The 23,538-nt window shown below is 59.7% G+C and carries 30 protein-coding genes; 11 read left to right on the forward strand and 19 right to left on the reverse strand.

Annotation, left to right across the window (positions count from 1 at the left end):
• Window positions 1–103: 103 nt before the first annotated feature.
• Window positions 104–958: an RNA polymerase sigma factor RpoH gene (rpoH, locus tag V6P94_RS04400; protein ID WP_004419731.1), complete on the forward strand. Its 855-nt coding sequence runs from the start codon at window positions 104–106 to the stop codon at window positions 956–958.
• 102 nt (window positions 959–1,060) lie between these two features.
• Here the strand turns inward: rpoH and mtgA are convergent, their stop codons facing one another.
• Window positions 1,061–1,816, reverse strand: a complete 756-nt coding sequence (mtgA, locus tag V6P94_RS04405) for a monofunctional biosynthetic peptidoglycan transglycosylase (RefSeq protein WP_133075158.1) — start codon at window positions 1,814–1,816, stop codon at window positions 1,061–1,063.
• Between the two features lie 45 nt (window positions 1,817–1,861).
• Here mtgA and V6P94_RS04410 point away from each other — a divergent pair, with 45 nt between their 5' ends.
• The 4 genes from V6P94_RS04410 to trmB all read left to right on the forward strand — a co-directional run bounded on the left by V6P94_RS04410 (window position 1,862) and on the right by trmB (window position 4,098).
• The gene (locus V6P94_RS04410) at window positions 1,862–2,233 is read left to right on the forward strand and encodes a DUF423 domain-containing protein (protein WP_133075159.1); all 372 of its coding nucleotides are present in this window, start codon (window positions 1,862–1,864) and stop codon (window positions 2,231–2,233) included.
• Between the two features lie 80 nt (window positions 2,234–2,313).
• The gene (gene thiS / locus V6P94_RS04415) at window positions 2,314–2,514 is read left to right on the forward strand and encodes a sulfur carrier protein ThiS (RefSeq protein WP_016782550.1); all 201 of its coding nucleotides are present in this window, start codon (window positions 2,314–2,316) and stop codon (window positions 2,512–2,514) included.
• Between the two features lie 57 nt (window positions 2,515–2,571).
• A complete protein-coding gene (locus tag V6P94_RS04420; RefSeq protein ID WP_048361267.1) occupies window positions 2,572–3,366 on the forward strand; it encodes a thiazole synthase in 795 nt (264 codons plus the stop codon).
• A gap of 9 nt (window positions 3,367–3,375) precedes the next feature.
• Window positions 3,376–4,098, forward strand: a complete 723-nt coding sequence (gene trmB, locus V6P94_RS04425) for a tRNA (guanosine(46)-N7)-methyltransferase TrmB (RefSeq protein WP_133075160.1) — start codon at window positions 3,376–3,378, stop codon at window positions 4,096–4,098.
• A 124-nt stretch (window positions 4,099–4,222) separates the two neighbouring features.
• Here the strand turns inward: trmB and V6P94_RS04430 are convergent, their stop codons facing one another.
• The 10 genes from V6P94_RS04430 to V6P94_RS04475 form a co-directional block, all read right to left on the reverse strand.
• The gene (locus tag V6P94_RS04430) at window positions 4,223–4,549 is read right to left on the reverse strand and encodes a DUF3392 domain-containing protein (RefSeq protein WP_046810379.1); all 327 of its coding nucleotides are present in this window, start codon (window positions 4,547–4,549) and stop codon (window positions 4,223–4,225) included.
• A gap of 9 nt (window positions 4,550–4,558) precedes the next feature.
• Entirely contained in the window at window positions 4,559–5,773 is a 1,215-nt protein-coding gene (gene hemW, locus V6P94_RS04435; RefSeq protein WP_133075161.1) for a radical SAM family heme chaperone HemW, read from the reverse strand.
• Window positions 5,770–6,366 (reverse strand): RdgB/HAM1 family non-canonical purine NTP pyrophosphatase, encoded by a 597-nt coding sequence (gene rdgB / locus V6P94_RS04440; protein ID WP_133075162.1) that lies wholly within the window; start codon window positions 6,364–6,366, stop codon window positions 5,770–5,772. The genes hemW and rdgB overlap by 4 nt, the downstream gene beginning before the upstream one ends.
• Complete coding sequence (locus V6P94_RS04445; RefSeq protein WP_133075163.1) at window positions 6,363–6,800, reverse strand: DUF4426 domain-containing protein; 438 nt, start codon at window positions 6,798–6,800, stop codon at window positions 6,363–6,365. The genes rdgB and V6P94_RS04445 overlap by 4 nt, the downstream gene beginning before the upstream one ends.
• A gap of 25 nt (window positions 6,801–6,825) precedes the next feature.
• Complete coding sequence (metW, locus tag V6P94_RS04450) at window positions 6,826–7,446, reverse strand: methionine biosynthesis protein MetW (protein ID WP_133075164.1); 621 nt, start codon at window positions 7,444–7,446, stop codon at window positions 6,826–6,828.
• Between the two features lie 7 nt (window positions 7,447–7,453).
• Window positions 7,454–8,593: a homoserine O-acetyltransferase gene (locus V6P94_RS04455; protein WP_133075165.1), complete on the reverse strand. Its 1,140-nt coding sequence runs from the start codon at window positions 8,591–8,593 to the stop codon at window positions 7,454–7,456.
• A gap of 199 nt (window positions 8,594–8,792) precedes the next feature.
• Window positions 8,793–9,083, reverse strand: coding sequence for a DUF167 domain-containing protein (locus tag V6P94_RS04460; RefSeq protein WP_133075166.1), 291 nt, complete (start codon window positions 9,081–9,083; stop codon window positions 8,793–8,795).
• The gene (locus V6P94_RS04465; protein WP_133075167.1) at window positions 9,083–9,670 is read right to left on the reverse strand and encodes a YggT family protein; all 588 of its coding nucleotides are present in this window, start codon (window positions 9,668–9,670) and stop codon (window positions 9,083–9,085) included. Before V6P94_RS04465 ends, V6P94_RS04460 begins: the two co-directional genes overlap by 1 nt.
• A 10-nt stretch (window positions 9,671–9,680) precedes the next feature.
• On the reverse strand, window positions 9,681–10,499 hold the full coding sequence (proC, locus tag V6P94_RS04470; protein ID WP_133075168.1) for a pyrroline-5-carboxylate reductase: 819 nt from the start codon (window positions 10,497–10,499) through the stop codon (window positions 9,681–9,683).
• Window positions 10,500–10,531: 32 nt separating this feature from the next.
• On the reverse strand, window positions 10,532–11,218 hold the full coding sequence (locus V6P94_RS04475; RefSeq protein ID WP_133075169.1) for a YggS family pyridoxal phosphate-dependent enzyme: 687 nt from the start codon (window positions 11,216–11,218) through the stop codon (window positions 10,532–10,534).
• Between the two features lie 56 nt (window positions 11,219–11,274).
• Between V6P94_RS04475 and V6P94_RS04480 the strand changes: the two genes are divergently transcribed.
• Complete coding sequence (locus V6P94_RS04480) at window positions 11,275–12,267, forward strand: type IV pilus twitching motility protein PilT (RefSeq protein ID WP_338649039.1); 993 nt, start codon at window positions 11,275–11,277, stop codon at window positions 12,265–12,267.
• Between the two features lie 110 nt (window positions 12,268–12,377).
• On the opposite strand, the gene V6P94_RS04485 is transcribed toward V6P94_RS04480, so the two are convergent.
• On the reverse strand, window positions 12,378–13,025 hold the full coding sequence (locus V6P94_RS04485; protein ID WP_133075171.1) for a C40 family peptidase: 648 nt from the start codon (window positions 13,023–13,025) through the stop codon (window positions 12,378–12,380).
• Between the two features lie 252 nt (window positions 13,026–13,277).
• Here V6P94_RS04485 and V6P94_RS04490 point away from each other — a divergent pair, with 252 nt between their 5' ends.
• Window positions 13,278–13,694, forward strand: coding sequence for a TM2 domain-containing protein (locus V6P94_RS04490; RefSeq protein ID WP_133075172.1), 417 nt, complete (start codon window positions 13,278–13,280; stop codon window positions 13,692–13,694).
• A 122-nt stretch (window positions 13,695–13,816) separates the two neighbouring features.
• Here V6P94_RS04490 and V6P94_RS04495 read toward each other — a convergent pair whose 3' ends face one another.
• The 7 genes from V6P94_RS04495 to gshB form a co-directional block, all read right to left on the reverse strand.
• Entirely contained in the window at window positions 13,817–15,088 is a 1,272-nt protein-coding gene (locus tag V6P94_RS04495; protein ID WP_338649040.1) for a dihydroorotase, read from the reverse strand.
• The gene (locus tag V6P94_RS04500) at window positions 15,085–16,089 is read right to left on the reverse strand and encodes an aspartate carbamoyltransferase catalytic subunit (protein WP_019828034.1); all 1,005 of its coding nucleotides are present in this window, start codon (window positions 16,087–16,089) and stop codon (window positions 15,085–15,087) included. Before V6P94_RS04500 ends, V6P94_RS04495 begins: the two co-directional genes overlap by 4 nt.
• 17 nt (window positions 16,090–16,106) lie before the next feature.
• Window positions 16,107–16,622: a bifunctional pyr operon transcriptional regulator/uracil phosphoribosyltransferase PyrR gene (gene pyrR / locus V6P94_RS04505; RefSeq protein ID WP_133075174.1), complete on the reverse strand. Its 516-nt coding sequence runs from the start codon at window positions 16,620–16,622 to the stop codon at window positions 16,107–16,109.
• An 84-nt stretch (window positions 16,623–16,706) separates the two neighbouring features.
• Entirely contained in the window at window positions 16,707–17,147 is a 441-nt protein-coding gene (gene ruvX, locus V6P94_RS04510) for a Holliday junction resolvase RuvX (RefSeq protein WP_133075175.1), read from the reverse strand.
• The gene (locus tag V6P94_RS04515) at window positions 17,147–17,719 is read right to left on the reverse strand and encodes a YqgE/AlgH family protein (protein WP_133075176.1); all 573 of its coding nucleotides are present in this window, start codon (window positions 17,717–17,719) and stop codon (window positions 17,147–17,149) included. Before V6P94_RS04515 ends, ruvX begins: the two co-directional genes overlap by 1 nt.
• Before the next feature lie 159 nt (window positions 17,720–17,878).
• The gene (locus tag V6P94_RS04520; protein WP_133075177.1) at window positions 17,879–18,778 is read right to left on the reverse strand and encodes a TonB family protein; all 900 of its coding nucleotides are present in this window, start codon (window positions 18,776–18,778) and stop codon (window positions 17,879–17,881) included.
• A gap of 77 nt (window positions 18,779–18,855) precedes the next feature.
• Complete coding sequence (gshB, locus tag V6P94_RS04525) at window positions 18,856–19,809, reverse strand: glutathione synthase (protein ID WP_133075178.1); 954 nt, start codon at window positions 19,807–19,809, stop codon at window positions 18,856–18,858.
• Window positions 19,810–20,055: 246 nt separating this feature from the next.
• On the opposite strand from gshB, the gene pilG reads away from it, so the two are divergent.
• The 4 genes from pilG to V6P94_RS04545 are packed head-to-tail and all read left to right on the forward strand — an operon-like array spanning window position 20,056 to window position 23,532.
• The gene (pilG, locus tag V6P94_RS04530; protein ID WP_019828024.1) at window positions 20,056–20,463 is read left to right on the forward strand and encodes a twitching motility response regulator PilG; all 408 of its coding nucleotides are present in this window, start codon (window positions 20,056–20,058) and stop codon (window positions 20,461–20,463) included.
• A gap of 42 nt (window positions 20,464–20,505) precedes the next feature.
• Entirely contained in the window at window positions 20,506–20,883 is a 378-nt protein-coding gene (gene pilH / locus V6P94_RS04535) for a twitching motility response regulator PilH (RefSeq protein ID WP_326398645.1), read from the forward strand.
• A gap of 10 nt (window positions 20,884–20,893) precedes the next feature.
• Window positions 20,894–21,433: a chemotaxis protein CheW gene (locus V6P94_RS04540; protein ID WP_133075180.1), complete on the forward strand. Its 540-nt coding sequence runs from the start codon at window positions 20,894–20,896 to the stop codon at window positions 21,431–21,433.
• Window positions 21,434–21,474: 41 nt separating this feature from the next.
• Window positions 21,475–23,532, forward strand: coding sequence for a methyl-accepting chemotaxis protein (locus V6P94_RS04545; RefSeq protein ID WP_133075181.1), 2,058 nt, complete (start codon window positions 21,475–21,477; stop codon window positions 23,530–23,532).
• Window positions 23,533–23,538: the final 6 nt, after the last annotated feature.

The following is a 23,538-nucleotide window of genomic DNA, read 5'->3' on the forward strand; positions in this document are numbered from 1 at the left end:
CCTGTTGACCTTTTCAGCTTTTTTTGGGAACTTTTTTCCAGGTTTCCGGTCAACTTTCGCAGTGCTGAACTGCACGAGTTATGTAAGACGGAGGTTTTTTCGTATGACCACTTCTTTGCAACCTGCGTATGCGTTGGTCCCTGGTGCGAACCTTGAGGCCTATGTCAACACGGTGAACAGCATTCCACTGCTGACACCGGAGCAGGAGCGTGAACTGGCCGAGAGTCTCTATTATGAGCAGGATTTGGGGGCGGCTCGGCAGATGGTGCTCGCCCACCTGCGTTTTGTTGTACACATTGCCCGTAGTTATTCGGGCTATGGCCTGGCTCAGGCTGACCTGATCCAGGAAGGCAACGTCGGCCTGATGAAGGCGGTCAAACGCTTTAACCCTGAAATGGGCGTGCGTCTGGTGTCGTTCGCCGTTCACTGGATCAAGGCAGAGATCCACGAGTTCATTTTGCGTAACTGGCGGATCGTGAAAGTTGCGACCACCAAGGCTCAGCGCAAACTGTTCTTCAACCTGCGCAGCCAGAAAAAACGTTTGGCCTGGCTGAACAACGACGAAGTTCATCGTGTGGCTGAAAGCCTCGGCGTAGAGCCTCGCGAAGTGCGCGAGATGGAAAGCCGCCTGACCGGTCATGACATGGCCTTCGACCCGGCAGCTGAAGCTGACGACGACAGTGCATTCCAGTCGCCAGCCAACTACCTGGAAGACCATCGGTACGACCCGGCGCGCCAACTGGAAGATGCTGACTGGACCGATAACTCCACCAGCAACCTGCATGAAGCGCTGGAAGTGCTGGACGACCGCAGTCGCGACATTCTGTATCAGCGCTGGCTGGCTGAAGAGAAAGCCACGCTGCACGACCTGGCACAGAAGTACAACGTGTCTGCCGAGCGGATTCGTCAGCTTGAAAAAAGCGCGATGAACAAGCTCAAACTGTCGATTGCCGCCTAACCCGGCTCGATAAAAAAACGCCCCGGCTCGCAAGAGTCGGGGCGTTTTTGTATGTGTTGCAATTGCGTTCATTCTACGGCGCGGATGGTGTGGGGGGCTGCTTCAGTCAGCCCACGGCGCCTTGCGCGAGTTATTCAGGGTGTCGAGGTAGCTATCACCGCCCAACTGGCGCATTTGCTGGCGAATCCAGCCTGCGCGGCGGCTCACGTAGGTGCTGGGGTGGCTGGCACTCCAGTTCAGCGGGCTGGGCAGCACCGCTGCCAGGTAGCTGGCCTGCTGGGTTGAAAGGTTCTTGGCACTCACACCGAAGTGATGGCGAGCTGCCGCTTCTGCGCCGAATACGCCTTCATCCCACTCTGCACTGTTGAGATACACCTCAAGAATTCGCTGCTTGGGCCAAAGGATTTCAATCAACCCGGTAAACCAGGCTTCCAGGCCCTTGCGTAACCAGCTGCGGCCCGACCATAAAAACAGGTTCTTCGACACTTGCTGGCTCAGCGTGCTGGCGCCGCGCAATGTGCCGCCCTGCTCGTTGTGCACCAGGGCAGCGCGGATTGCACCGAAGTCGAAACCCCAGTGCTCGGGAAATTTCTGATCCTCGCCAGCCATGACTGCGACTTTGAGGTCGTTGGAGATTTCATCCCACGGCCGCCAACTGCGCTGCAGGTCGATGGGCTCACCATCGAACCAGGACTCGACCTTGCGCTCGACCATCAGTGCAGTGCCGGGTGGTGGCACCCAGCGAAAGATCAGCACCAGCAATGCGCTGCCCACTGCGAACCAGAGCAGGGCTTTAAGAAAGCGGTGAACAAGAAAACGCAGCATAGATGGCTTGGCCGAACCCGTTGAGCGGGCCATTATACAGACCCTGCGCCATTCGATGATCCTGACTGGAGTTACCCCATGCTGCGCACTTATTTGATGCTGGCCGCTTTCTTTGGCTTTACCGGTGTTGCGCTGGGCGCATTCGCCGCCCACGGCCTGAAAGGTCGCTTGAGTGAGCAGTATCTGGCTATTTTTCATACAGGTGTGACCTACCAACTGGTCCACACCCTGGCCCTTTTCGGCGTGGCATTGCTTGCCACGCATCTGCCCGGACGCCTGGTGACCTGGGCAGGTATCTGTTTCGCCCTCGGGATCGTGCTGTTCTCGGGCAGTCTGTACCTGCTGACCATGACTGGCATCAGCAAGCTGGGGATCATTACACCCTTCGGTGGCCTGGCATTTTTGGCCGGCTGGCTGTGTTTGGGGCTGGCCGCCTGGCGCCTGAGCTGAGACCACAAGATGAATGGCTTGGGTCGGCCTGACTGATCGGGCTAGAATGCTGGCCCCTTAAAATGAAGGCAGCGTCGCGCATGCTCATTCAGTTGAACGGTGAATCCTTTGAACTACCGGACGGCGAGACCGTCGCGGATCTGCTGGCACGCCAGGAGCTGACGGGCCGTCGGGTCGCGGTCGAGCTCAATCTGGACATTGTCCCGCGCAGCCAGCATGCCGAAACGGTACTCAAAGCAGGCGATCAGGTTGAAGTGGTGCACGCCATCGGTGGCGGCTAGGTTTTGCCACACACTTCACGCCCGGCCCACAGTGCACACAATTAAAGAGGATTCCCGATGAGCAACGTTCGCAGCGACAAGCCCTTTATCCTGGCTGGCCGTACCTATCAGTCGCGTTTGCTGGTAGGCACCGGCAAGTACCGTGACCTTGAAGAAACCCGCCTGGCCATCGAAGCCTCGGGTGCTGAAATCGTCACTGTTGCTGTGCGTCGCACCAACATCGGCCAGAACCCGGGCGAGCCCAACCTGCTGGACGTGTTGCCGCCGGATCGCTACACCATCCTGCCGAACACCGCCGGTTGCTATGACGCGGTCGAAGCCGTGCGCACCTGCCGCCTGGCCCGTGAACTGCTCGATGGCCACAAGCTGGTCAAGCTCGAAGTGCTGGCAGATCAGAAGACCCTGTTCCCCAACGTCATCGAAACCCTCAAGGCCGCCGAGATTCTGGTCAAGGACGGTTTTGACGTCATGGTGTACACCAGTGATGACCCGATCATTGCCCGCGAGCTTGAAGCCATGGGCTGTATTGCCGTGATGCCGCTGGCTGGCCTGATTGGTACAGGTTTGGGGATCTGCAATCCGTACAACCTGCGCATCATTCTTGAAGAAGCAAAAATTCCGGTGCTGGTCGATGCGGGTGTGGGTACTGCCTCCGACGCGACCATTGCCATGGAAATGGGCTGTGAGGCGGTGCTGATGAACTCGGCCATCGCCAACGCCCAGCACCCGATCATCATGGCCGAAGCCATGAAGCACGCCATTGTGGCGGGCCGTCTGGCGTATCTGGCCGGGCGCATGCCGAAAAAACTCTATGCCAGCGCCTCTTCGCCGCTGGATGGTCTGATCAAGTAAGAGCCACTGATGACTGAATCACTAGACACCCCAATCCCGGAAGAAGGCGAAGATCGCCAACACCGCCGCATCAAGAGTTTTGTGATGCGCGCCGGGCGCATGACCGAAGGCCAGCAACGCGGCCTCGATCAAGGCACGCCGCTCTATGTACTGCCGCTGGCTGACGCGCCGGTCGATTTTGATCAGGTGTTCGGCCGCTCCGCGCCGCGTACCCTCGAAATCGGCTTTGGCATGGGCCATTCCCTGCTGGAAATGGCGGCTGCTTCGCCTGAGCAGGACTTCATCGGGGTAGAGGTTCACCGCCCGGGTGTGGGCGCGCTGTTAAATGGCGTGCTGACCCAGGGCCTGACCAACCTGCGGGTTTACGATTGCGATGCGATCGAAGTGCTGACCCGTTGCGTGGCAGACAACAGCCTTGACCGTCTGTTGCTGTTCTTCCCGGACCCTTGGCACAAGAGCCGTCACCACAAGCGCCGGATCGTGCAAGCGTCCTTCGCCGAGCTGGTGCGCTCCAAGCTCAAGGCCGGTGGCGTGCTGCACATGGCTACCGATTGGGAACCGTACGCTGAATACATGCTGGAAGTGATGAACGTCGCGCCGGGCTACCGCAACCTGGCTGAAGATGGCCTTTGCGTGCCGCGTCCGCCTGAGCGCCCGGTGACCAAGTTCGAACGCCGCGGCGAACGTCTGGGTCATGGCGTGTGGGATTTGAAGTTCGAAAAACTGGCGTAGTCGCTGCCGAAGGCTGCGAAGGGTTGCGTAGCAACCCGTTTCTTTGAAGATCCACGAGGTAAGTGCGACGGCTTCGCCGCCGGTCGCAGCCTCGTGCCTCGGCAGCGACTACAGTCAGGTACGTCTACCCCCGTCGATCCGCCACAACCCCGATCAACACCAGCACCACCAACAACACCGGCGCCAGGCTGTAGTTGTTGAACTGGCTCAATCCGCGCTCTACCCACGGCGTGGCATAGATCAACGCAGCGCCGCTGCCGATCAGGCACAGCAAGGCCATCAGCGGAACGCGCAAGGCGCCGGCGATGCTGCCCAGACGTTGTTCGACCCAGCCCTTGAAGTCGGCACCAAACAGCACCAGCACACAGCCAATCAATGCCAGAGCGATCTCCGAGAGATGGCTGCGGCTCCAGCGCGATACGGTGGCAAGCAGGTCAAGTACCAAGTCCATTCGAGTTCCTTAGGTCAAAAAGTGCTGCAACAAGTCGTTGAGAAACAGCTGGCCCCGGGCGGTTGCCGCCAGGCGTGACGGTTCGACCTGCAATAAGCCACTTTGTTCGGCTTCTTTACGTCCAATGCTCAGGCTTTCCAGGGGCAACCCGGTGCGCTGAGGGTAGAGCACCGAGTCGACGCCATCGGTCAGGCGCAAGGCGTTCATTAGAAACTCGAAAGGTAGCTCTTCGGCTGTAAGGGTTTTCTCGCCTGCTTGAAAGTTTTTAGCTGGATTCAGGTAGTCCTTCGGCAGGCGGGTTTTCCAGGTGCGTACGATACGGCCATCGGGATGGCTCAATTTGCCGTGGGCTCCGGCGCCGATGCCGATAAAGTCGCCAAAGCTCCAGTAGTTGAGGTTATGCCGCGCCGCACGACCGGGCTGGGCATAAGCCGAAACTTCGTACTGGGCGTAGCCGTGTTCGGCGAGCAGTGCCTGGCCGGCTTCCTGAATATCCCACAAGGTGTCGTCTTCAGGCAGAACCGGCGGCTGGTTCCAGAACACGGTATTGGGTTCCAGTGTCAGTTGATACCACGACAGGTGGGTCGGCTTGAGTGCGATCGCCTGGCGCAGGTCGCCCAGGGCGTCTTCCAGCGACTGATCGGGCAAGCCGTGCATCAAGTCCAGGTTGAAATTGTCAAAGCCCGCCTGACGCGCCATCCCGGCGGCACGCACGGCCTCGTCACCGTTGTGGATGCGGCCCAGGGCCTGCAGTTTTTCTTGCTGGAAGCTCTGGATACCAATCGACAGGCGATTGATCCCCAGTTGGCGGTAGGCCACGAACTTTTCCTGCTCGAACGTACCGGGGTTGGCTTCCAGGGTGATTTCGATATCGCTGGCAAACGGGGTACGCGCTTCAACACCCTTGAGCAAGCGCCCCAGGGATTGCGCGCTGAACAGGCTGGGTGTGCCGCCGCCGAAAAATATCGAGCTCAGCTCACGGCCATAGACGGCATGCAGGTCCTGATCAAGATCGGCCAGCAGCGCGTCGACGTACTCGTCTTCGGGCAGCACCGGGCTTGCGGTGTGGGAGTTGAAGTCGCAGTACGGGCATTTGCGCACGCACCACGGGATATGGATGTACAGCGACAGGGGTGGCAATTGGCTCAGCGGCGCGCGTGGCGCCTGCTGGGTAAAGCCAGCCGCGCCCAGATAGAGCGGCTGTGGAGGTGTGTCGTGGGTCATTTCAGGCCCAAACGCTGACGCAGAAGAACCATGGCCCGGGCACGATGGCTCAGCTGGTTTTTCTCGATCGGGCTGAGTTCGGCGCTGGAGCAGTTGCGCTCCGGGACCCAGAACAGCGGGTCATAGCCAAAACCGTGTTCGCCACTGGCCACAGGCAGGATGCGCCCGTGCCACAAGCCTTCGCAGATAATCGGCAGCGGATCATCGGCGTGGCGCACCAGCGCCAGCACGCAGACAAACTGTGCGCCGCGCTCGGCTTCAGGCACGTCCTTGAGGGCGTCCAGCAGCTTGGCGTTGTTCGCCGCGTCACCTTGGCCGTCAGCGTAACGCGCCGAATAGATGCCCGGCGCGCCACCGAGAAAGTCCACCGCCAGCCCCGAATCGTCGGCCAGTGCCGGCAAACCCGAGATGCGCGCCGCATTGCGGGCTTTGAGAATCGCGTTTTCAACAAACGACAAACCGGTCTCATCCGGTTCGACGCTGCTGAACTCTCCAATCGAGCGCAACTGCACCGACTCGCCGAGCATGGCCTGAAGTTCTTTGAGTTTGCCGGCGTTGTGGCTAGCCAGTACCAGTTGCGTGAGGTTCATCATTCGATTGGAGCGACCATTTGAGAAAATTGGATGGTTTCAGAGGTTGCGCCGCCAGCCTTCACATCCACCTTGAAGGTGAAGGTTTGCGGTCCGGCTACCGGGAACTGGGCCAGATAGTTGATTTCGCCGTTCTTGCCCACCTGCCGGAACGTCAGCGGTGTCGGTTTGGCGTCGCCACTCTGGACCGTGCCCTGAACGTTGGCGGCAATGTTTTTGCCGCCCTTGTTCAGGGTGATGTTCAGGACCGCATTGGTTTTGCTGCGGGTGACTTGAAATTCGTTGGCGATGTCCGGCGTCAGGAAAGTCGACGGGAACGCGTTGTAATACACCGTTGTGTCGCCAAACGTCTGCTGACGCTGGGCAGAGGTGCCGTCACCGGCAAACGCCTGCATGCCAAAACACATTGAAAGCAGTAGTAATCCAATACGACCCATTGTCACTCTCCTTGAACTTGCTGGTTTAGACCGCGACCTGATGATCTTGAAGGCCAGGGCTGCTGACACGATAAATGCCAATCTCGCCCAACAGGTTAGGCCATATCTTGCTTGCCCACCCGTGTCGGTGTTGTTGATCCACGGCAAGACGGTTGATCACCCGGGCTTCACGACCACGGCACAGCGCTTCGAAGTCTTCGAAGGTGCAGAAGTGGATGTTCGGCGTGTTGTACCAGGTGTAGGGCAGAAAGTCGGAAACCGGCATCCGTCCCTTGCTGGCCAGGTACCAGCGGCAGCGCCAGTGGCCGAAGTTGGGGAAGGTGATGATGCATTGGCGACCCACACGCAGCATCTCGTCGAGGATCCGGTCGGGGTAATGCACGGCTTGCAGCGCCTGAGTCATGACCACGATGTCGAAACTGTTGCTGGCGAAGTTGCCCAGGCCTTTGTCGAGGTCTTGCTCGATGACGTTGATGCCCTTGGCAACGCACTCGGCGATATTGTCCGGGTCGTTTTCCAGGCCGTAGCCGGTGACTTGTTTGTTGTCGCGCAGCCAGCTCAGCAGCTCACCATCACCACAACCGAGGTCGAGCACGCGGCTGCCGGCGGGGATCCAGTCTTGGATGATTTCCAGGTCGGCTCTCATGGCGTTCTCACAGTTCTATTCGGTTCATGTAGTTGCTGAAGGCTTGCAGGTAGCGCGGAATCGGGATCAGGAAGGCGTCATGGCCCTGCGGAGCGTCGATTTCCAGATAGCACACGTCTTTTTTCGCGGCCATCAGGGCATCCACCAGCTCCCGCGAACGGGCCGGCGAGAAGCGCCAGTCGGTGGTGAACGACATCACGCAAAAGCGCGCCTTGGCACCGGCAAAGGTTTTGGCCAGGTCGTCGTCGAAATTGGCCGCGGGGTCGAAGTAGTCCAGCGCCTTGGTCATCAGCAGGTAGGTATTGGCGTCGAAACGCCCGGAGAACTCTTCACCCTGATAACGCAGGTAACTCTCGACCTGGAACTCGACGCTGTGGAAGTCGTAGTTGAGGTTTTCGTTTTTCAGGCCACGGCCGAATTTTTCACCCATCGAGTCATCGGACAGATAGGTGATGTGCCCTACCATGCGTGCCAGCATCAGGCCGCGCTTGGGGATTACGCCTTTTTCCTGGAACGAACCGCCGTGGAACTCGGGGTCGGTGAGGATGGCCTGGCGGGCGACTTCGTTGAACGCGATGTTTTGCGCAGACAATTTGGGTGCCGAGGCAATCGCCAGACAATGGCGCAGGCGATCCGGGTAGCTGATGCTCCACTGGAGCGCCTGCATGCCGCCCAGGCTGCCACCGATCACGGCGGCCCACTGGTAGATGCCCAGCCGGTCGGCCAGACGTGCCTGGCTGTGGACCCAGTCTTCGACGGTCAATACCGGGAACTCGGCGCCAAACGGGCGACCGGTTTCGGGGTTGGTGCTGCTGGGGCCGGTAGAGCCGTTGCAGCCGCCCAGATTGTTCAGGCTGACGACGAAGAACTTGTTGGTGTCGATTGGCTTGCCGGGACCGATGCAACTGTCCCACCAGCCGGGCTTGCGATCATCGGCGCTGTGATAGCCCGCCGCATGATGGTGCCCTGACAGCGCATGACAGATCAGTACCGCATTGCTGGCGGTGGCATTGAGCTGGCCGTAGGTTTCGTAAATCAGGTCGTAGGCAGGCAGCGAGCGGCCGCAGGCTAACGCCAGGGGCTCGTTGAAGTGCGCCGTTTGCGGCACAACCAGACCAACGGAATCGGGGGGAAAGGCAGCTGGCATCGACCCTGCTCTCATTTAAATGAGGCGTAAGTCTAATGAGCGGGGGACCCAGCAGCAAGCAATGGTCTGGGCTGATTTTATGAGCTGACCCAAACCTGTAGTCGCTGCCGCAGGCTGCGAAGGGGATCGTGGGCGCCCCCTGGACAACGAGTCGCTACGCAACTCTTCGCAGCCTGCGGCAGCGACTACAAATTTTGGTTCATGGCCTGGCCAGCCCCGGCAGGTCCGGCAGTTTTTTCGGGCCGTGCAAGCGCACTCGTTTCTGACGGTTCAGTTCGCCGCTGATCAGGCTTACCTGGCTTTTGGAGATGCCAAACGCCTTGGCCAGAAAAGCCATCAGGTGGGCATTGGCCTTGCCTTCTACCGGCGGGGCAGTGAGGCGGATTTTCAGACGATCACCGTGCAAGCCAGCGAACTCGTCGCTGCTGGCCTTGGGTTGCAGGTGACAGTCGAGAATCAGGTCCTCGCCGTCCCAACGGAAGTAGCCCATCAGATCAGGCCGAACAACACGACCGGCATGCCGACGTACATCGCCAATGGCGGGATCACGTAGCTCTGGATCAACTGGATGACCATGAACGCCAGGATCGGCGAGATATCCAGGCCGCCCATGCTTGGCAGGAAGCGGCGAAACGGTGCCAGTGCAGGTTCGGTGATCTGGTTGACCAGTTCAGCGCCCGGGCTGGTGCTGCCCGGTGCAACCCACGACAGGATCACGCTGATGATCATGGCGAAGAAGAACACCTTCAAAAACAGTGCGGTCACGCCAATGATCGCCCACAGCAGCAGGCCCAGCACGTTGAACGACATGTAGCTGAGCGTCAGTACCACGGCGAAAATCACCATCTGCACGACGATAGCCAGTACCAGGGACGACATGTCCAGGCCGAACAGGCTTGGAATCACCCGGCGCAGAGGCTTGAGCAAAGGCTGGGTGGCCTTGACCGTGAACTGGCACAGCGGGTTGTAGAAGTTGGCGCGCACCAGCTGCAGGATGAACCGCAGCAGTACGATCAGCAGGTAGAGGCTACCCAGGGTTTGAATTACGAAAATGGCTGCGCCATTTAGTCCTGACATCATGTGCTCCTTATTGACCCAGTTGTTCGGCCATTTCGGCCGAGCGGTGCGCGGCGGCACTCAATGCTTTTTCGACCGAGGCTGCGAAGCCGTCGGCCTGGAATGATTTGATTGCAGCTTCGGTGGTGCCGGCTGGCGAAGTCACGCGGCGGCGCAGTTCGGCGGCGTCGACATCGCTGCCCACGGCCATGTGCGCGGCGCCCAGGGCGGTCTGCTCGGCAAGCTGCTTGGCGACTTCGCGGGGCAGGCCGAGCTTGACGCCAGCCTCGGTCATGGCTTCGATCAGCAAGAAGAAGTACGCAGGACCACTGCCGGACACGGCGGTCACGGCATCGATCTGCGCTTCGGTATCAACCCACACCACAATGCCCACGGCGCTCAACAGTTGCTCAGCCAGCTGGCGTTGCTCGGCGCTGACGCCGGCGGTGGCGTACAGGCCGCTCACGCCTTTGCCCAGCAGCGCCGGGGTGTTGGGCATGCAGCGTACCAGCGGTTGGTTGCCCAGCCAGTTGAAGAGGCTGGCGCAGGTAATGCCTGCGGCAATCGATACCAGCAACTGATGTGGCAAGAGGTGCGGGCGCAGGTCCTGGCACACGGCTTTCATGGCCTGTGGCTTGACTGCGATCACAATCACATCGGCGTCTTGAATGGCTTGGGCGTTATCGGCAAACAGCTCGATATCGTGCTCGGCGGCCACTTTGGCCCGGGTCTCGGCACCGGGATCGCTGGCGCGGATCTGTGCTGCATCCAGACCTTTGGCCAACAGGCCGCCGATCAGGCTGGAAGCCATGTTGCCGGCGCCGATAAAGGCAATACGCGTTTTGCTCATAACCGATCCTTATAAAAAAAGAGAAGGCCTCTTCAGGCCTGGCCGTAATCGCGGGCGCCAAATAATGCGGTGCCAATGCGCACCCAGGTGGCACCTTGGGCAATAGCCGACTCAAGGTCGTGGCTCATGCCCATCGAAAGCGTGTCGAGCCCCATGTTCAGGCTCTCTTGCAGCGTACGTACCGTCGCAAATGCGGCGTCCTGCTCGGCGCGGTCTTGCGTTGGTTCCGGAATCGCCATCAAGCCGCGCAGTTTCAAACGGGGCAGCGCGCTGATTGCGGCCGCCAGCGCAGGCAAGTCTGCCGGGTTACAGCCCGATTTACTGGCCTCGCCACTGACATTGACCTGAATGCAGATGTTGAGCGGCGGCAAGTCTGCCGGGCGCTGGTCAGACAAGCGCTGGGCAATCTTGAGCCGGTCAACGGAATGCACCCACGCAAAATGCTCGGCGATGTCGCGCGTCTTGTTCGATTGAATGGGGCCGATGAAGTGCCAACACAAGGGCAGGTCGGCTAATTCGACCTGTTTGGCGCGGGCTTCCTGCAGGTAATTTTCGCCAAAGTCGCGAACCCCTGCGGCATAGGCTTCACGCAGTGCGGCGGCAGGTTTGGTCTTGCTGACAGCGAGCAGGTGAATGCTCGTTACATCACGTTGCACAGCCAGTGCTGCTGCACGGATGCGAGCCTCAACCTGTGCAATGTTGCCTGCTATCGTGGACATTCGTTTAGCCCGCCGTTGTGAAAGTCTGCGGCATTCTACTGGAATTGGGAGGGGGGATGGATATCGCCGACCTGTTGGCGTTAAGCGTCAACCACGGGGCTTCGGACTTGCACCTGTCAGCGGGCGTGGTGCCGATGCTGCGCATTGACGGTGACATGCAGCGTTGCGATTTGCCGGTGCTGGAGGCAGGGCAAGTGCGAAGGCTAGTCCAGGGCGTCATGAGTGAAGCACAGCGCCGAGGGTTTGAGGCGCGACTCGAAGCCGATTTTGCGTACGCCCTGCCGGGGCTGGGTCGCTTCAGGGTCAATGTTTTCGAACAGCAGCGCGGCCCCGGAGCCGTGTTTCGCCGCATAGCCGAGACAGTGCCCAGCCTTGAATCGCTGGGCCTGGGCGACGTATTCAGCCAGCTCTGCCAGGCACCCCACGGGCTGGTCCTGGTCACGGGCGCGACGGGCTCGGGCAAGACCACCACCCTGGCGGCGATGATTGATCACCTCAACCGCACCCGCCAACGGCACATCCTCACCCTTGAGGACCCGATCGAGTTTATCCACCCGCCGCGTCAGTCCCTGATCAGCCAGCGCGAGGTGCATCGCCACACCCACAGCTTTGCAGCCGCCTTGCGTTCGGCCATGCGCGAAGACCCGGATGTGATCATGCTGGGCGAGATGCGCGACCTGGACACCATCAGGCTGGCGCTGACAGCGGCAGAAACCGGGCATCTGGTGTTTGCCACGCTGCACACATCGTCGGCGGCCAAGACCATCGACCGGATGGTGGATGTGTTTCCCGGCGACGAAAAGGCAATGGTGCGCGCCATGCTCTCGGAGTCACTGCTGGCCGTGGTTTCCCAGACACTGGTGAAAAAAGCAGGAGGGGGGCGTGTGGCGGCTCACGAAATCATGCTGGCTACGCCTGCGATTCGACATCTGATTCGGGAGAACAAGGTGGCGCAGATGGTTTCAGCGATCCAGACCGGCGCAGCGGTGGGCATGCAGACGCTTGAAATGGGCCTGAACAGGCTGAGGGAGCAGGGATTGATGCAATAATCGGGTGGGGGTGTTGTTTCTGTGGGAGCGGGCTTGCTCGCGATCCAGGCGGCGCGGTTCAGCGGGTGAACCACATCGCTCCCATCGCGAGCAAGCCCGCTCCCACAGCTTTAGCGTTGTACAACCTGCAGCGGGGCTTTCTCTTTAGGTAATACGCGCTTGGCGACCACGTAGTGGCTCTGCCAGTAAGGCTTTTTCAGCGTGTCGATAGTGACCGACTTGCCGCGACGCGGAGCGTGGATGAACCGGTCGTTGCCCAGGTAGATGGCAACGTGGTTGACCTTGCGGCTCTTGATGTTGAAAAACAGCAGGTCGCCAGGCTTCAGGTCCTTGCGTTCGACCTTCTGACCATGACCACTGGCCATTTCGCTTGAAGTGCGCGGCAAGTCGACTGCTGCAACGTCATTGAAGGCATATTTGACCAGGCCGCTGCAGTCAAACCCTTTGCTTGGGCTGCTGCCGCCCCAACGATAAGGGGTGCCCAACACGTTTACAGCGCGGCTCAGGACCGTGCTGCTTTGCTTGTTGGCGGCTGCCAGTGAAGCGGTCGCAATTTTGCCTGGGGCTTTGCGATGGGCTTTACTGGCTGCAGGACGTGCTACGGTCTTGCTGTTAGAGGCAACGTAAGCGGCGCCCGCAGATGACTTTGCGGTGTAGCCGGTGAAGCCCGAAGGAAGATGTTGCTCACGATTGGTGGCGTGGGCGGCCAGTGGCAATAATAGGCAAATGGTTAGCCATGTCTTGAATATAGGACGCATTCGGCAGGGCTCAATGGTTATAAACGCGAAACTTTATAACAGCTTTTTTGTCCTTTCTCAGGCCATTTGTCAGTTGGACTATGGGGTCAAATTCCGCAAAGGTGGTGGCAAATTGTCACATGGTGACGGCGCAGGTCAGGTCCTATAAGGCTTTGCGCCATTTCTTGTAAGACACTTTTACCTTTTGCACGACAGTAAAAAAGTCACAAAAAACTTCACAATATTTTTCTATCAGCAGCAACGAGGGCATTTATGAGCGGCTATCGAGACGATATACAACGCGATACTCACAGCAAAGTGCTGGGCTACCTGCTGTGGATTTTCGGTTTTCTGGGGGCGCATCGCTTCTATTACGGCAAGCCGGTGACCGGGACGATCTGGTTTTTCACCTTGGGCTTGTTGGGAATTGGCTGGTTGATCGACTTGTTCCTGATCCCGAGCATGGACCGTGAAGCTGACTTGCGATTCACCTCAGGTGACACAGACTACAGCGTGGCCTGGATTCTGCTGACGTTTCTGGGGTTGTTCGGCGTACACCGCATGTACATGGGCAAATGGATCACCGGGATCATCTACCTGTTTACCGGTGGTTTGTTCCTGATCGGTATCCTGTATGACTTCTGGACCTTGAACGAGCAGATCTCGATCAAGAACGCAGAGCGTCGTTAAACCGTCGCACATTAAAGCCTGTGGGAGCAGGCTTGCTCGCGATTCAGGCACCTCGGTCCTTCTGAAAGACCGAGTTAATCCAATCGCGAGCAAGCCCGCTCCCACAGGGTGCACTTCAGCCTTCAGCCTTCGTAACTGATCCGACCATCCACCAGCGTGTAACGCACGGCACTCGGCAGGCAATGGCCGAGGAACGGGCAGTTATCGCCTTTGGAATGCCATTTTTCGCCGACCAGGGTCGAGGCCGCCGGGTCAAACAGCACCAGGTCTGCAGCCGAGCCTACCGCCAGCTTGCCGGCCGGTAGGCGCAGCGCCTGAGCCGGGCCTGCGCTGAGACGAGAAAGCAGTGTCGGCAAGTCCAGCAGGCCGTCTTCTACCAGGGTCATCGCCAGCGGCAGCAATACTTCAACACTGCTCATGCCCGCTTCGGTAGCCCCGAACGGTGCCAGTTTGGCGTCGCGTTCGTGGGGCTGGTGATGGCTGGAGATGGCTTGCACCACACCCGACTTCACCGCCTCGCGCAGACCATCACGGTCGGCACGGGTACGCAACGGCGGTTGCACGTGGTAAACGCTGGAGAAATCCTCCAGGGCCTCATCCGTCAAAATAAGCTGATACAGCGCCACATCGGCAGTGACCTTGAGGCCGCGTGCCTGGGCCTGGGCGATCAGGGCCACACCCCGTGCACTGGTCAGTTGACTGAAGTGGGCGCGCACACCGCTTTGCTCAACCAGCAGCAGATCCCGGGCCAGCGCCACGGTCTCGGCGGTTTCCGGGATGCCCGGCAAACCACGGAACGCGGCCATCGCGCCATCGTGGGCAATACCGCCTTCGGCCAGGTCACGGTCCTGGGAGTGGAAAATCACCGTCAGGTCGAACGTGGCCGCGTATTCCAGTGCCCGGCACAGGGTGCGGGTGTTGGTGAAGCTGTTGAGGCCATTGCCAAACGCCACACAGCCGGCGTCGCGCAAAGCGATCAGCTCTGCAAGCTGCTCGCCCTCCAGGCCCTTGCTCAGTGCGCCAATGGGGAACACTTTGCAGTTTCCGGCTTCGCGGGCGCGGTCCAGGATCAGCTCGGCCACCGCCGAGGTATCCAGTACCGGCTTGGTGTGCGGCGGGCAGCACAGGCTGGTGACGCCACCGGCTGCCGCAGCACGGGTTTCGCTGGCAATGGTGCCTTTGCGGCTGTAACCCGGTTCGCGCAGGGCGACGTTCAGGTCAACCAGGCCGGGGGCGGCTACCAGGCCCTGGGCCTCAATGGTTTGAGTCGGGGTGAAACCGGCTGGCGCTGCGCCAATGGCAATGATCTTGCCGGCTTCCAGATGCAGGTCAGTCACTTGATCCAGCTGGGTGCCCGGATCAATTACACGGGCGCCGAGAATGCTGAGCTTCACTGGGCGTTCTCCTGTTCGAATTGGCGCTGGGCGGTTTGTCCGCTCATGGTCATGGACAACACGGCCATGCGTACGGCAATGCCGTAGGTCACTTGGTTGAGAATCACCGAGTGCGGACCGTCGGCCACGGCGGACTCGATTTCGACCCCGCGGTTGATGGGGCCCGGGTGCATCACGATGCAATCGGGCTTGGCACCGGCCAGGCGTGCAGTGGTCAGGCCGAACAGGCGGTAGAACTCGCCTTCGCTCGGCAACAGGCCGCCGGACATGCGCTCGCGCTGCAGGCGCAACATGATCACCACGTCGACGTCTTTCAGGCCTTCGGTCATGTCGGTGTAGACCTTCACCCCATATTGCTCGATGCCGATCGGCAGCAAGGTCTTGGGTGCAATCACGCGGATGTCAGGGCAGCCGAGGGTCTTGAGGGCGATCATGTTCGAGCGCGCGACCCGCGAGTGCAGGATGTCGCCGACGATGGCCACCGACAGGTTCTCAAAACCGCCCTTGTGCCGACGAATGGTCAGCATGTCGAGCATGCCCTGGGTCGGGTGCGCGTGACGGCCGTCGCCACCATTGATGATCGCTACCTGAGGGCACACGTGCTCAGCAATGAAGTGGGCGGCACCGGAGTCGCCGTGGCGTACCACGAACATGTCAGCGGCCATGGCTTCAAGGTTGCGCAGGGTGTCGAGCAGGGTCTCGCCCTTGCTCGCCGACGAGGTCGACACGTTGAGCGTGATCACGTCGGCAGACAGGCGCTGGGCGGCCATTTCAAAGGTGGTACGGGTGCGAGTGGAGTTCTCGAAGAACACGTTGCATACGGTCTTGCCGCGCAGCAACGGGACTTTTTTCACCGCTCGGGCACCGACTTCAAGGAACGAGTCAGCGGTGTCGAGGATTTCAGTCAGCAGCTCGCGGCGCAAACCGTCGAGCGACAGAAAGTGGCGCAGCTGGCCCTGATCATTGAGCTGCAGCGGGCGCTTGGCGTCTGTAGGCGTCATCGCAATGGTCTCATCTCTTAATGGGCAGGAAGGGCTAGGTCTTGAAGTTCGAGTGTCAGTGGCGCAGGGCCGGACAACTTCACCCGCTCGCTCGGCTTGAGGCACAAGGTCGCCCCCACCACATCCGGCCGGATCGGCAGCTCGGCCGCGTCCAGGTCCAGCAGGCTGACCAGCGTCACGCTGGCCGGACGTCCATAGTCGAACAGTTCGTTAAGTGCCGCGCGGATGGTGCGACCGCTCATCAGCACGTCGTCGATCAGCACCAGGTGCTGGCCTTCGATTTCGAACGGCAGCTCAGAGGGACGCACTTGCGGGTGCAGGCCGTTCTGGCTGAAGTCATCGCGGTAGAACGATACGTCCAGCGTACCCAGCGGAGCATCGCTGTTGAGCGCCCGCAGCAGCGCCTGGGCAACCCAGATGCCGCCAGTGCGGATACCGATAAAATTCGGTTCAGTGATGCCGCGACGGGCAAGGTGGGCCTTGAGATCAAGGGCCATCTGGGAGATCAGTTCAGCGGGAACAGGCAGGATCATGGTGGCTCCTTTAAAGGCCCGCGCAGCAAAACGTGCAGCGGCGGGCGCAAACAACGGGGCGGGTCAAGTGATACAAGCGCCGGGTCAGTCTTGGGTTTGAGCCGGGTTTTCGTCGAGCCAGCCTTGCAGCACCAGCTTGGCGGCGATGGCATCGACGGGGTTGTCGCGGTAGCTGCCGCGCTGGCCGCCCTGGGCCCGGCGTTCGCCCTTGGCCTCGAAGGTGGTCAGGCGTTCATCGTGGGTGAAAACGGGCAGATTGAAGCGGCCATTCAGACGGTTGGCAAATTTTTGCGCACGGGCGCAGAAGTCGCTTGGGGTACCGTCCATGTTCAACGGCATGCCGACCACCATTGCGTCGGGCTGCCATTCCTTGATCAGCTTTTCAATTTCTTCCCACCTGGGAATGCCATTTTCGGCTTTCAAGTTGCATAGCTCGCGGGCTTGGCCGGTAATCATCTGGCCGACAGCGACACCGATGGATCGGGTGCCGTAGTCAAAGCCCAGCAGTAAACGAAGGCCGGCCATCAGGAATGGCCTGCTTGGGTGCTTAACAAATTGAGGTTCACTCCGAGGTGTTTCGCGGCCGCGTCGAGGCGCAGCTCGCTAGGGGTTTCAAACAGGACGTCAGCGGAATACGGGCAGGTCAGCCACGCATTGTCGACCAGTTCGGCTTCCAGCTGGCCAGCGTCCCACCCGGCATAGCCCAGGCAAATCAGGCTGCGGTTCGGGCCGTGCCCGTCGGCAATGCTGAACAGCACATCGGCCGAGGTGCTGAGGGCCAGCCCGTCAGCCAGCTCGACGGTGGCGTCAAAGCTCATTCCCGTGGGGTGCAGGACAAATCCACGGTCAGTCATCACTGGCCCACCGCCATAGATCGGAACGTGCTGGCACAGGGCCGAGGAGAGTTTTTCCGGGCGCAACTGCTCAAGAATGTCCGCCAGGCTCAGTTCCAGCGGGCGATTGATCACCAGTCCCATGGCCCCACTGGCCGTGTGCTCGACGATGTAGGTCAAGGTGTGGGCAAAATTCGGGTCGGCCATGTGCGGCATGGCGATCAGGAATTGATGCTTGAGGTAAGTCGGTGCGTGGTTTTTCATGAGTCTTAGTGTGGCGCTGGCAACGTGAACTGACAAGTTTGAGGATGATAAAAGCCCTGTAGTCGCTGCCGAAGGCTGCGATAAGGTCCGCAGGACCTTCAAAAGCCAGGGCCGCGGTGCGCCCCATCGCAGTCTTCGGCAGCGACTACAGGTTTTACCTCAGTTGCTCGAAAGCCGATCGCCTTGGGCGAACTTCCAGGTGCGGATGATTTCGAGCCGGTCGATGTCTGCCAGGTCGCCCGTGAACGGTGCAAAGGGTGCGGCCAGGCGCACGATGCGTTGAGCAGCCTGATCCAGCAGCGGCTGGCCCGATGACTCAAGCACCAGCACTTCATGCAGCGAACCGTCCCGGTTGATCGACACCAGCAGCCGCAGCTTGCCGTAGATTTTTTCGCGACGTGCCTGTTCGGGGTAATTCAGGTTGCCGATGCGCTCGATCTTCTTGCGCCAGTCCTCTTTGTACCAGGCGCCCTTGTCGCGCATGGTCGAGGCCGCACTCATGCGGTAGATCTTCGGGCGCTTGGCGTACAACTGCTGCTCGTTGGCCAGTTCGGCCTCCAGGCTGGATATCTCGCTGGACAGCTGGGAGCTGTCGAACGTTGGAATGCTGGCCTTGGGCGCGGCTTCGGTCTTGACCTTTTGCGGCTGGCTCGGCGCTTTTTTCGGGGCTGGCGCCACGGTGGTCACGGCAGCCTTGGGTGCGGTTTGGGTCTGCTCGGGCCTGGCGGCCGGCGGCGGAGTGACCTTTTTGACGCTGTTGTCCTGGAAAGGAGCAACTTCAGTGGTCTTGGGCACGGCTTTTTTATCCAGCGTGCCGCTGCCTTGCTGATTGTCCTGAGCCAGAAAGTCCGCTTTCTCCGGGGCCTTTTCGCTTTTGAATGTGGAGAGCGTGATCTCCAGGGTTTTACTGATCTGTTTGGGTTCGGTCATGCTGAAACCCACGCCCACAATCACCGCGATATGAATCAGCGCCGCCACAAACAGGGTAAATCCAAGGCGATCGGCCGCTCGCACGCCTTTATGGCTGAGTTCGGGGGGCAGGTCGCTGGGGAGTGTCATGGCAAAAAGACCAACATCGCGGGTTTCACAGGGTGCGCATGATAGCGCAATGTTGGTCTATTACTGGGTGTTGCAGATCAGCGCGCGGCGAGCTTGCGCTCAATCGCGTCCATCAGCAGGGCGCCGATATTGGTACCGAACGCATTGTCGATCTCGCGGATGCAGGTCGGGCTGGTGACGTTGATTTCGGTCAGGTGCTCACCGATCACGTCCAGGCCGACAAACAGCAGCCCTTTTTCACGCAGCGTCGGGCCTACCTGGGCTGCAATCCAGCGGTCCTTGTCGCTCAGCGGACGGGCTTCGCCCCGACCGCCTGCAGCCAGGTTGCCACGGGTTTCGCCAGCTGCCGGGATACGCGCCAGGCAATACGGAACAGGCTCGCCGTCGATCATGAGGATGCGTTTGTCGCCGTCCTTGATCGCCGGTAAATAGCCTTGTGCCATGATTTGCTGGGTGCCGTTGGCGGTCAGGGTTTCGAGAATCACCGACAGGTTCGGATCGCCCACGCGGTGACGGAAGATCGACGTTCCGCCCATGCCATCCAGGGGTTTGAGAATCACGTCACCGTGCAGGGCGGCGAACTCACGCAATACATCGGCGCGGCGGCTGACCACGGTGGGCGGCGTGCACTGGGTGAACTGGGTGGCGAACAGCTTTTCGTTGCAGTCGCGCAGGCTTTGCGGCTTGTTGACGATCAGTACGCCATCACGCTCGGCCTGCTCCAGCAGGTAGGTGGAGTACACGAACTCCATGTCGAAGGGCGGGTCCTTGCGCATCAGGATCACGTCCAGGTCGCTCAGGGCCGTGTCGGTTTCGGCGTCCAGTTCAAACCATTTTTCAGGGTTGGCGAACACCTTCAGCGGCTTCATGCGCGCCCGCGCCTTGCCTTCATTCAGGTAAAGGTCTTGCTGTTCCATGTAGAACAGGGTCCAGCCGCGATCCTGGGCGGCCAGCAACATGGCCAGCGAGCTGTCCTTTTTATAGGAGATGCCCGCAATGGGGTCCATGACAATCCCGACTCGAACGCTCATGGCAAATTCCTCAATAAATAATGGGCAAAAAGGCTCTGAAAAGTGGCGCCAGAGTGGCGCTGAGTGTGGCCCCGGTCAAGGAAAAACCACCTGCTCCAGCACGCCTTGGGCGGTTCGATAGATTGACGGTCGTGACTGTGCTAAAAAGGCTGGCACAGTGCTTTGAGCCCTTGTCCATCAAGGAGTTGGGGTTTTAAGTCGCACAGTTGTAACAAAATGGGTCGCCGTGGCGATGGTAGAGCACATATGGAAAAACATTCCAGCGCCTTGAAGGTGATGGTAATCGACGATTCGAAAACCATTCGCCGCACCGCCGAAACGCTGTTGAAAAACGTGGGCTGCGAGGTCATTACCGCCATCGACGGTTTCGATGCGCTGGCCAAGATTGTCGACCATCATCCGCACATCATCTTTGTCGACATCATGATGCCGCGTCTGGATGGCTATCAGACCTGCGCACTGATCAAGAGCAACCGGGCGTTCAAGTCGACCCCCGTGATCATGCTGTCGTCCAAGGACGGCCTGTTCGACAAGGCCAAGGGACGAATTGTGGGTTCTGATCAATTTTTGACCAAGCCCTTCAGCCGTGATGAATTGCTGAGCGCAATCAAGGCCCATGTGCCAGCCTTCAATATCGTACAAAGTGCTCAATGAAGCCCGGCCAGCCGGCCAACCACCTTATAAATGGGGAACACCATGGCTCGCATTCTGATCGTCGATGACTCGCCGACTGAAATGTACAAATTGACCGGCATGCTGGAAAAGCACGGCCATGAAGTGCTCAAGGCTGAAAACGGCGCCGACGGCGTTGCCCTGGCACGCCAGGAAAAGCCCGATGTGGTGTTGATGGACATCGTGATGCCGGGCCTCAATGGTTTTCAGGCCACGCGTCAGCTGACCAAAGATCCGGAGACCAGCTACATCCCGGTTATCGTTGTGACGACAAAGGATCAGGAAACCGACATGGTCTGGGCCCAACGACAAGGGGCCAAGGGCTACCTGACCAAGCCGGTCGATGAAGAGCAACTGATCCTCAAGGTGAAAAAAGTCCTGGAAGAAAACCCTCTAAAATGACGGCTGCCTTATGCCTGGCTCACTGACGGCCTTCGAACTGCTGCTTGAAATCGACCAGCGCTGTCGCCAGCTGGCAGCGGGCCTGGTGCCTGCACAAGCGCAACTCGATACCTGGAGCGGTATCGGCTTTCGCATCGGCGAGCATTGTTTTGTGGCGCCGATGGGCGAAATTGCCGAAATCCTCCATGAGCCGCGATTCACCTTGTTGCCCGGTGTAAAGCCCTGGGTCAAGGGCGTGGCCAATCTGCGCGGGCAATTGCTGCCGGTCATGGACCTGTGCGGCTTTTTCGGGGTTGAGCTGTCGCCCTTGCGTAAACAGCGCCGGGTGCTGGTGCTGGAATATAAAGACGTGTTTGTCGGGTTGCAGGTGGACGAAGTGCAGGGCATGCAGCACTTTGCACATGCCGATCTCAATGCCGATACGCACGCGTTGCCTCATCCGATGTTCGCGCCTTATGTGCAGGGGCATTTTGCTGGCGAACACCCTTGGTGGGTATTCAGCCCTTTTGCCCTGGCTCAGGCGCCGCAATTCTGGGCGGTGGCCGTGTGATCAGGCCTCGCGCTTTAAAACGGGATCTCAGGACCTGATTGATGACCACAGCCAATACCGCTAAACCAATGGAAGGGTCGCGCAGTCGTTCGCAGATCATCGTGCTTTTTATCGCCCTGATCGTGTTCATCATGCTGTTGTTCGCCAACTTTGCTTACCTCAACACCCAATCCAACTACGACAAGCAATACATCAGCCACGCGGGTGAATTGCGTGTCCTGTCCCAGCGTATTGCCAAAAACGCCACTGAGGCCGCAGCCGGAAAGGCTGCCGCGTTCAAGTTGCTGATCGATGCGCGAAACGATTTCAGCCAGCGTTGGGGCTATCTGAAAAAAGGCGATCCGGTCACTGGCCTGCCTCCCGCGCCTCCTGCAGTCCACAAGGAAATGCAGGCGGTTCAGCGTGACTGGGAGCTGTTGCTGAGCAACGTCAACGCCATTTTGGCCAGTGAGCAAACCGTACTGTCGTTGCATCAAGTGGCCGCGACACTGGCCGAAACCGTGCCGCAGCTACAGGTCGAATACGAAAAGGTCGTCGAAATCCTGTTGCAGCGTGGCGCGCCAGCCAGCCAGGTGGCGCTGGCGCAGCGTCAGTCATTACTGGCCGAACGCATTTTAGGCGCGGTGAATACGGTGCTGGCCGGTGATGAAAATGCAGCCCAGGCCGCCGGTGCTTTCGGGCGCGATGCCAACCGCTTCGGGCAAGTGCTCAACGGCATGCTGGAAGGCAATGACGGGATGAGGATTACCCAGGTCGAAGACAAGGACGCCCGTGCCCGCTTGCAGGAAATTTCCGAGCTGTTCCAGTTTGTGTCGGGCTCAGTGGATGAAATCATTGAAACCTCGCCGCAGCTGTTCCACGTACGTGAAGCCGCCAACACCATATTCAGCCTGTCGCAAACCTTGCTTGATGAAGCGTCGACCCTGGCCAACGGCTTTGAAAATCTCGCCACCGGGCGCTCGCTCGACATCATTGGCGGTTACGTATTGGGCTTGCTGGCACTGGCATCAATCATCCTGATCGGGCTGGTGATGGTGCGCGAAACCAATCGCCAACTGCGTGAAACGGCCGAAAAGAACGAGCGCAACCAGAACGCGATCATGCGTTTGCTGGACGAAATTGCCGATCTGGCCGACGGCGACCTGACGGTGACGGCCTCTGTCACCGAAGATTTTACGGGGGCCATTGCCGACTCCATCAACTATTCGATCGACCAACTGCGCGAGCTGGTGGCCACGATCAACCACACCGCAGGTCAGGTCGCGGCAGCCGTGCAGGAAACCCAGGCAACCGCCATGCAGTTGGCCGAGGCTTCCGAGCATCAAGCCCAGCAAATTGCCGAGGCTTCGGGAGCCATCCAGCAAATGGCCCACTCCATCGATCAGGTGTCGGCCAACGCTTCGGAGTCTTCAGCGGTGGCGGAGCGCTCCGTGGCGATTGCCAACAAGGGCAACGAAGTGGTGCATAACACCATTCATGGCATGGACAACATTCGTGATCAGATCCAGGACACCGCCAAGCGGATCAAGCGGTTGGGCGAGTCTTCCCAGGAAATCGGCGACATTGTCAGCCTGATTGATGATATTGCCGATCAAACCAATATCCTGGCGTTGAACGCGGCCATCCAGGCCTCGATGGCCGGCGATGCCGGGCGCGGGTTTGCCGTGGTGGCCGACGAAGTCCAGCGCCTGGCCGAGCGCTCATCGGCGGCTACGCGGCAAATCGAAACCCTGGTGCGGGCGATTCAGGCCGACACCAACGAGGCGGTGATTTCCATGGAGCAAACCACCACCGAAGTGGTGCGCGGTGCCCGTCTGGCCCATGACGCCGGAGTGGCGCTGGAGGAGATCGAAGGCGTGTCGCAAAATCTGGCGGACCTGATTCAAAGCATCTCCAACGCCGCGCAGCAGCAGACCACTTCGGCGGCGCAGATCTCCCTGACCATGAACGTCATTCAGCAAATCACCAACCAGACCTCGTCGGGCTCCACTGCGACCGCCGACAGCATCGGTAATCTGGCCAAAATGGCCAGCCAGCTGCGGCGTTCGGTATCTGGCTTCACATTGCCTGCGCCGCCTAAAGACCTTGGTCCACAGTAATGCGCT

Source organism: Pseudomonas sp. ML2-2023-3 (assembly GCF_037055275.1).
Lineage (GTDB): Bacteria > Pseudomonadota > Gammaproteobacteria > Pseudomonadales > Pseudomonadaceae > Aquipseudomonas.

What these genes read in the sequence shown, in the direction of transcription:
- rpoH (WP_004419731.1), top strand. Translation starts at nt 104, where the DNA reads ATGACCACTTCTTTGCAACCTGCGTATGCGTTGGTCCCTGGTGCGAAC.
- mtgA (WP_133075158.1), bottom strand. Translation starts at nt 1,816, where the DNA reads ATGGCCCGCTCAACGGGTTCGGCCAAGCCATCTATGCTGCGTTTTCTT.
- V6P94_RS04410 (WP_133075159.1), top strand. Translation starts at nt 1,862, where the DNA reads ATGCTGCGCACTTATTTGATGCTGGCCGCTTTCTTTGGCTTTACCGGT.
- thiS (WP_016782550.1), top strand. Translation starts at nt 2,314, where the DNA reads ATGCTCATTCAGTTGAACGGTGAATCCTTTGAACTACCGGACGGCGAG.
- V6P94_RS04420 (WP_048361267.1), top strand. Translation starts at nt 2,572, where the DNA reads ATGAGCAACGTTCGCAGCGACAAGCCCTTTATCCTGGCTGGCCGTACC.
- trmB (WP_133075160.1), top strand. Translation starts at nt 3,376, where the DNA reads ATGACTGAATCACTAGACACCCCAATCCCGGAAGAAGGCGAAGATCGC.
- V6P94_RS04430 (WP_046810379.1), bottom strand. Translation starts at nt 4,549, where the DNA reads ATGGACTTGGTACTTGACCTGCTTGCCACCGTATCGCGCTGGAGCCGC.
- hemW (WP_133075161.1), bottom strand. Translation starts at nt 5,773, where the DNA reads ATGACCCACGACACACCTCCACAGCCGCTCTATCTGGGCGCGGCTGGC.
- rdgB (WP_133075162.1), bottom strand. Translation starts at nt 6,366, where the DNA reads ATGATGAACCTCACGCAACTGGTACTGGCTAGCCACAACGCCGGCAAA.
- V6P94_RS04445 (WP_133075163.1), bottom strand. Translation starts at nt 6,800, where the DNA reads ATGGGTCGTATTGGATTACTACTGCTTTCAATGTGTTTTGGCATGCAG.
- metW (WP_133075164.1), bottom strand. Translation starts at nt 7,446, where the DNA reads ATGAGAGCCGACCTGGAAATCATCCAAGACTGGATCCCCGCCGGCAGC.
- V6P94_RS04455 (WP_133075165.1), bottom strand. Translation starts at nt 8,593, where the DNA reads ATGCCAGCTGCCTTTCCCCCCGATTCCGTTGGTCTGGTTGTGCCGCAA.
- V6P94_RS04460 (WP_133075166.1), bottom strand. Translation starts at nt 9,083, where the DNA reads ATGGGCTACTTCCGTTGGGACGGCGAGGACCTGATTCTCGACTGTCAC.
- V6P94_RS04465 (WP_133075167.1), bottom strand. Translation starts at nt 9,670, where the DNA reads ATGTCAGGACTAAATGGCGCAGCCATTTTCGTAATTCAAACCCTGGGT.
- proC (WP_133075168.1), bottom strand. Translation starts at nt 10,499, where the DNA reads ATGAGCAAAACGCGTATTGCCTTTATCGGCGCCGGCAACATGGCTTCC.
- V6P94_RS04475 (WP_133075169.1), bottom strand. Translation starts at nt 11,218, where the DNA reads ATGTCCACGATAGCAGGCAACATTGCACAGGTTGAGGCTCGCATCCGT.
- V6P94_RS04480 (WP_338649039.1), top strand. Translation starts at nt 11,275, where the DNA reads ATGGATATCGCCGACCTGTTGGCGTTAAGCGTCAACCACGGGGCTTCG.
- V6P94_RS04485 (WP_133075171.1), bottom strand. Translation starts at nt 13,025, where the DNA reads ATGCGTCCTATATTCAAGACATGGCTAACCATTTGCCTATTATTGCCA.
- V6P94_RS04490 (WP_133075172.1), top strand. Translation starts at nt 13,278, where the DNA reads ATGAGCGGCTATCGAGACGATATACAACGCGATACTCACAGCAAAGTG.
- V6P94_RS04500 (WP_019828034.1), bottom strand. Translation starts at nt 16,089, where the DNA reads ATGACGCCTACAGACGCCAAGCGCCCGCTGCAGCTCAATGATCAGGGC.
- pyrR (WP_133075174.1), bottom strand. Translation starts at nt 16,622, where the DNA reads ATGATCCTGCCTGTTCCCGCTGAACTGATCTCCCAGATGGCCCTTGAT.
- ruvX (WP_133075175.1), bottom strand. Translation starts at nt 17,147, where the DNA reads ATGGCCGGCCTTCGTTTACTGCTGGGCTTTGACTACGGCACCCGATCC.
- V6P94_RS04515 (WP_133075176.1), bottom strand. Translation starts at nt 17,719, where the DNA reads ATGAAAAACCACGCACCGACTTACCTCAAGCATCAATTCCTGATCGCC.
- V6P94_RS04520 (WP_133075177.1), bottom strand. Translation starts at nt 18,778, where the DNA reads ATGACACTCCCCAGCGACCTGCCCCCCGAACTCAGCCATAAAGGCGTG.
- gshB (WP_133075178.1), bottom strand. Translation starts at nt 19,809, where the DNA reads ATGAGCGTTCGAGTCGGGATTGTCATGGACCCCATTGCGGGCATCTCC.
- pilG (WP_019828024.1), top strand. Translation starts at nt 20,056, where the DNA reads ATGGAAAAACATTCCAGCGCCTTGAAGGTGATGGTAATCGACGATTCG.
- pilH (WP_326398645.1), top strand. Translation starts at nt 20,506, where the DNA reads ATGGCTCGCATTCTGATCGTCGATGACTCGCCGACTGAAATGTACAAA.
- V6P94_RS04540 (WP_133075180.1), top strand. Translation starts at nt 20,894, where the DNA reads ATGCCTGGCTCACTGACGGCCTTCGAACTGCTGCTTGAAATCGACCAG.
- V6P94_RS04545 (WP_133075181.1), top strand. Translation starts at nt 21,475, where the DNA reads ATGACCACAGCCAATACCGCTAAACCAATGGAAGGGTCGCGCAGTCGT.